Here is a 5,548-nt window from a genome sequence, read left to right as displayed (position 1 = left end):
AATTACCAACTACCAATTACCGACTCCCCTAGAAATAGCCTTTTACTTGGGGATAATCCCCGTTGCCGTCTACAGTATCAGTTGGATTCCTCACCTCATGCTCAATCCCACACCTAACTTTTGGGAAATGCAGCGCGAGATCTTGTTCTATCACCAGCGCATCGGTAGTGGTGCAGACGTGCATCCATATTGTTCTCGCTGGTACACCTGGTTATTAATGTTGCGTCCGGTTGCCTATTTTTACAAAACTACCATTTCTCTTGACGAATCAGTACCAGTCGTCGGACCACCTCTACCACAAGCGAGTGCAGAAGTCATCTACGACGTACACGCAATGGGAAATCCGATCTTGTGGTGGTTCTCCACTGTGGCAATTTTGTATGCTGTTTGGATAGTCGCTAAAAGCGCGATCGCTTCGTTGGGCTTGTCTAAGGTATTTGTAACTGGTAATTCTTCTCAGGCTCAAAATAGAATTCAAAATATTGGGATCTATTTGTACTTTGCCCTAAATTGGTTGGCTAATTTATTACCGTGGATGCGGGTGACGCGCTGCACGTTTTTGTACCACTACATGGGTGCTTCGGTGTTTGCCACACTAGCCTTGGCTTGGATCGTCGATCGATGGTTGCGCAGCTACCACAGAAACCTACGGCTGTTAGGCGTAACGGTCATATTTTTGATTCTGATTGCTTTTGTCTTCTGGATGCCGCTTTATTTAGGTCTACCGCTGTCTCCTGAAAGTTATCGCTGGCGGATGTGGTTGCCTTCTTGGGTTTAACTTTTAGCAAGTAGTGAGTCATCAGAGATCGATTATCGATCGCAATTCTGTCAACAATCGACCATTAACCATCAATTTATAACCATCATCGCTTGGAGAACAAAGCCCGATACACGGGTTCCCCGCGCGACAGGGTAGACTTCTCTCTTTCTGTCGCCACGGGTAAAGGATTTTCTGGCAACCATTCTCGATTTTGGATCTGAAATGCAGTATGGGCAAGAAAGCGATCGCGCATTTCTACTGCGATCGCTTCAACATCTGATTGTAAAAATACGATTCCCCCAGGAATGAGATATTTGGCGATTTCTTCTACCAACTCCGGTTGTACGACTCGCCGTTTAGCATGGCGATTTTTAAACCAAGGATCGGGAAACTGAATCGTGACGCGCTGCAATACTCCTTCTGGTAAAGAACTGAGAATAGGTAACAGCGAATTATTCACATTACAAAATAGGTAATGCAAATTGGTCAATCCCAATTCATCCCGCCATTTATTTGCCTCTTCTACTAACGGTTCCCGAATTTCCAGTCCGAGAAAATTCCAACTAGACTCTAGCTGCGCCATCTCTAACACAAAACGTCCTTTACCGCAACCAATATCCAGGTGCAGAGGCTGGCTGTGCAAAGCAAATACTTTATCCCACTCTGGCGGACTGACCGGAGTTTGATACTTGTTGGCTAACGGATTAACGTGCTGACGAACGCGAATAACCACGAAATTAGGGAGTCGGGAGTCGGGAAAGAACAAGGAGACAAGGGAGACGAGGAAGACAAGGAAGACAAGGAAGACAAGGGGAACAAGGGAGAAATAATCCAAAATTCTCCTCGCTCCTCACTCCTCACTCCTCGCTCCTAACCCCTACCCCTTACCCCTACATATAGCAAAAACAGAGGTATACCCGTGCAGAAAGGTACCATTGCCCACAGGACCGATTTCACCGTTGCAGAAAAAGCCACCCAAGGGCAGACCTGGTAAGTATTGACGGAATAATTGGGAATCGAAATTAGCTTTACCATAAAGTCCTTCACCTCTGCCCAAGCAGGAGAACATCAGCGCTCCAGCCGCAGCAGGAGAAGATTGAGTTTGAATTTGATAGCGTTGCAACAAATATTCTAAATCTTCAGATGAGGTATTGGCATCGCGTAGATGGAACTGAATGCGCTGTCCTGGACGAATGCGATCGCCAATCGCAATTGCGCCAAACTTCGGGTCTACTCCTAGTAAGTTACGGATGAGAAAGTCTCCCTGTTCTAAATCTTGCTTGAATTCGTCCCGCGCTACACCAATAAATAAAGAATTTTGTGCTAACTCGCGATCGTCTTCGCTCAAACCTTCCAATATATCTCGCAGGACTGTCAAGGGGGGTTGAGCTTCTAGTTCTAAGACAATATTGCGATCGCAAGCACCGATCTGATAAGGTTTGCCAATCGGACGACAACCTTGCGCCACAATAGTTTCCAACACGACATTTCCGCTTAAAGCGACACCGACTGCCCCTTCGCGGTAGACTTTATCGTTGAAAAACAAATTGATTCGTCCACCCATCTGATTGCTGCTAGCAAGTCCGCCAACAGTCACCGAACCAGGATAAGCAAAGTCTAATCCAGCCAGTAAATCGTTGATTTGAGATGAAAAAGGCTCGGCGAGCAAAATGAATTGCGGTGTAGGAGATGCAGAAACGCCCAAAAGCTCTTCCCAGGTATTGGGAGGGCTATCTAAGTCAGGTAGTTCCTCTGAAACGATATGAAACGGCGTGACTTGCACGCCAGGAAGATGTGCTAGCGTCAAGCTCAGGGCTGGTAAATCTTCTATTTCTTGGGTTTGTTTTTGCCCATTCATACCAATAATTCCACCACCGCTACAGCCAATTAGCACTGGGATGGATATGCGTTCTTTCAGCAAAGGCAGCAGGCGAGAATATTCGCTGGTAAAAGCCGACGAAATAAAGACTATACCTAGATCTATTGGTGCTTGTAAAGCAGAAGTTGCCACTTCCACAACTTCCGCCACCGCAGCCTCTAAAGAAGGGCGAGTTGATAGGGCGTTTGCCCACTGCATTTTATCTGCCATGAGTTCTACCATCCCTTCTCGATCTAGATTTATGCATCATTTCATCTAATAATTATGGCAATCGATCTTCCTTACAAGCATCTTACTTCAGTTATCAGTTGTCAGTGGCTAGTAAATGGGTGTGGGGTGTGGGGTGTAGGGTGTGGGGTGTAGGGTGTGGGGTGTGGGGTGTGGGGTGTGGGGTGTGGGGAGAATTCGGAATACCCCTTCGCTTAAGCAAGCTACGGAATTCGGAATTAAATTCTCCCTCTGCTCCCTGCTCGTGCGCTCCCTACTCCTCTACCTACTTGTTTCCGTAAGGACGCGGATAGGGTTTAAGGAGGTTTTTTGCCTGGTAGATGTGAAAAGTATCTATAATTGCTCCGCCGCGCTTAATGGGTACAGTGCCAATCTTTTCAATCGATTGGAAGTAGAGATTGTAGCGATCGAGAAATTTTTGTTCTTGGACGAAAAGATTGTTAGTTACGTACAAAGCATCTTTACCAATCCATTCGTCAGGTTTTGACCAAAATGCAAAACCCCTCAAATCGCGATCGAAGGTTGTTATCGGTGTTGACGCGAGAGGAGCCAAAGCCATCCCTATTTGTCCGGCGAGATAATAACGATTGGTAAACACAAAGCTGGAATTTTGTAAAGCAGAGCGCAGAACTGACGACGTAGCAAATCCCTGTCTCAACTGCTGAACGTCGAATATTTGGATCGAAGGATCGTCCTCTGGAGGTACAAACCCGCCAAATAAGGCATACTGACTTGGTTTTTGTAGGGTTCCAGTTGTTACGTGCAGTAATGCAAAAAGCAAGAGGCTGCTAAGTGTAATCCCCGTTCCCCACAGCCAGCGACGTACCCAGCGAGGATGGGCGATTATTTTCCAGGCTGTTGCTGCTTGCCCTAACAACAAAGTCGCTCCCCAAAATCCAGGTGTAGCCCAAGTTGGTAAGATTTGTTTGTATCCTCCTAACCAAGTAAAACCTAAGATTAGAGGTAAAGAAACCCAGAGAATTAAGATTTCGCGATCGCTACCAGTCACTATTCCCCGTTCCCCGTTCCCCGTTCCCTTAAACTTCGATCGAGGTAACTTTGCCGACATATTTCTAAAAAATGTCTTTAAGCTGACCCACCACAAAGGAAGCCCTAGTGTGGGAAATAAATAGCCAATTCCAGATAAGAAAGTTACGAATAAATCTAAGAAATTGTATCCTCCAGAAGGAATTCCCCGCCGTGATTGAAAGCGGAAAGACACCCATTCATGCTGGCTATTCCAAATTAATATGGGAGAAATTGCTAAGCAAAATAATCCTAGTCCGAGCAAAGTCCAAGGAGAATATAAGGCAGAACGATAACGAGAACGAGTTAGACAAAAGCCAATTAGTCCCACTCCTAAAATAAACCCGTGATATTTTCCCAAGCAAGCTAAACCAACTAGTAAGCTCAGAATTGCTAAGCGATAGCTGGGTTGGTATTTTTTGTGGGGATCTTTTTCTTGTTTGTTAGGAAAAAATTCCCAGCTAGCACAGTATAGACTAGCCGTCCAAAAAAAGATTAAAGGACTATCAGGCAAAGTTAAAACACCGAAACCAATTTGAAAAATTGGAACGAGGGAGGCGATCGCGAGGGCAAATATTCCAGCTGAAGGCGAAAATATTTTCGCACCAGTTAAATACAGTAAAAATAGAGAACCTGTATGTAAAATTAACGTTCCTAACCGAATAGTAAACTGAGAAACTTCCCCTGTTAACCAGCAACCAAAACCCGTAATAAGAGCCACTAAAGGCGGATGATCGAAATAGCTTAAATCTAAATTTAACGTGTAGAGAAAGTAATAAGCTTCGTCAAAACCAGGATAAAGCAAAATCGCAATGATTATCCTAAATATCAGTCCTCCAATTAATAAAGTGGCTACTTTTTGGTCATTTGTCATTTGTTATTTGTCATTTGTTATTTGTCGGCGACCAATTACCAATTACCAATTACCTAACTCGAAGCAGTTGATAAATTCCAGCCTGACTAATTGGTTCGGATTGCTGGGGTGTCAAACCCGTTTTCGATAAAGCTTTAGTGGGGGCAATTAATAACACTGACTTAGTATCCGACTGTCGATCGCTCAGAATTTGCCGAATCTTGCGCGAAGTCCGGGACGGTCGCAGGACGTATGTAACGGGGTGTTGGGTATAAAATACTAAACTGGGTTTGGGAAATCCCTTAGACAGCATAACTAATTCTTCCCCAGGCTGGCGAACTTGGGTAACAGCTTGGGCTAATTGACGTAGGGGAAGTTGTCGTTCGAGATCGACTAAATGAGAGAAGGGGAATGCTACGACAATCAAAAAAGCAACAAATCCAATTAAGTTAACTCCCCAGAGGCGATGATGCTGGCGTTTGAGTACCAAAATTAAACAGGCGATCGCGCTGCTTAACCAAATCGCCGCCCCCATAATTGGTAGAGTTGCCTGTTGTATGCGTGCGCCAATATTAGGCATAGAAGGATCGTCTTCTAGCCAGTTAGGGCTGTAATAGCTGGCAAATGCGAGAACAATCAAGAAAATTAGATTAGCAACGCAACTAAGTTTAAAACCCCACCCAGGACGGCGGAAACTTTGCGTTTGAGCAATGCGATCGCTCCACCATAGAGCCACAATAATGCTAGCCGCAGGCATTAATGGCAAGGTATAGCTGAAATATTTCGTTGCCGCAATGGTAAA

The 5,548-nt window shown here is 45.0% G+C and carries 5 protein-coding genes and 2 pseudogenes; 2 read left to right on the top strand and 5 right to left on the bottom strand.

What is annotated here, in order from left to right:
* A pseudogene (locus ACRC32_RS18135) lies at positions 1-778 on the top strand (dolichyl-phosphate-mannose--protein O-mannosyl transferase); the annotation flags it as partial.
* Between the two features lie 85 nt (positions 779-863).
* On the opposite strand, the gene trmB reads toward ACRC32_RS18135, so the two are convergent.
* Entirely contained in the window at positions 864-1,493 is a 630-nt protein-coding gene (gene trmB, locus ACRC32_RS18130) for a tRNA (guanosine(46)-N7)-methyltransferase TrmB (protein ID WP_438555280.1), read from the bottom strand.
* Between trmB and ACRC32_RS18125 the strand changes: the two genes are divergently transcribed.
* A complete protein-coding gene (locus ACRC32_RS18125) occupies positions 1,470-1,634 on the top strand; it encodes a hypothetical protein (protein ID WP_438555279.1) in 165 nt (54 codons plus the stop codon). The two genes, trmB and ACRC32_RS18125, sit on opposite strands and share 24 nt — an antisense overlap.
* 3 nt (positions 1,635-1,637) lie before the next feature.
* Here ACRC32_RS18125 and ACRC32_RS18120 read toward each other — a convergent pair whose 3' ends face one another.
* The 4 genes and pseudogenes from ACRC32_RS18120 to ACRC32_RS18105 form a co-directional block, all read right to left on the bottom strand.
* Positions 1,638-2,849 carry an FIST signal transduction protein gene (locus ACRC32_RS18120; RefSeq protein WP_438555278.1) on the bottom strand — a complete coding sequence of 404 codons (1,212 nt, stop codon included), beginning with the start codon at positions 2,847-2,849 and terminating at the stop codon, positions 1,638-1,640.
* A 94-nt stretch (positions 2,850-2,943) separates the two neighbouring features.
* Positions 2,944-3,069, bottom strand: coding sequence for a hypothetical protein (locus ACRC32_RS18115; protein WP_438555277.1), 126 nt, complete (start codon positions 3,067-3,069; stop codon positions 2,944-2,946).
* Between the two features lie 63 nt (positions 3,070-3,132).
* A complete protein-coding gene (locus ACRC32_RS18110) occupies positions 3,133-4,767 on the bottom strand; it encodes an ArnT family glycosyltransferase (protein WP_438555276.1) in 1,635 nt (544 codons plus the stop codon).
* A 49-nt stretch (positions 4,768-4,816) separates the two neighbouring features.
* Positions 4,817-5,548: pseudogene (locus tag ACRC32_RS18105) on the bottom strand (glycosyltransferase); the annotation flags it as partial.

The organism is Chroococcidiopsis sp. (genome assembly GCF_051657925.1).
Taxonomy (GTDB): domain Bacteria; phylum Cyanobacteriota; class Cyanobacteriia; order Cyanobacteriales; family Chroococcidiopsidaceae; genus Chroococcidiopsis.
The sequence above is the reverse complement of the archived record's forward strand: the minus strand, read 5'-3'. Positions and strand labels throughout refer to the sequence as shown.

Excerpts from the sequence above, each read along its gene's own strand:
- ACRC32_RS18110 (WP_438555276.1), bottom strand. The coding sequence starts at position 4,767 with ATGACAAATGACCAAAAAGTAGCCACTTTATTAATTGGAGGACTGATA.
- ACRC32_RS18120 (WP_438555278.1), bottom strand. The coding sequence starts at position 2,849 with ATGGCAGATAAAATGCAGTGGGCAAACGCCCTATCAACTCGCCCTTCT.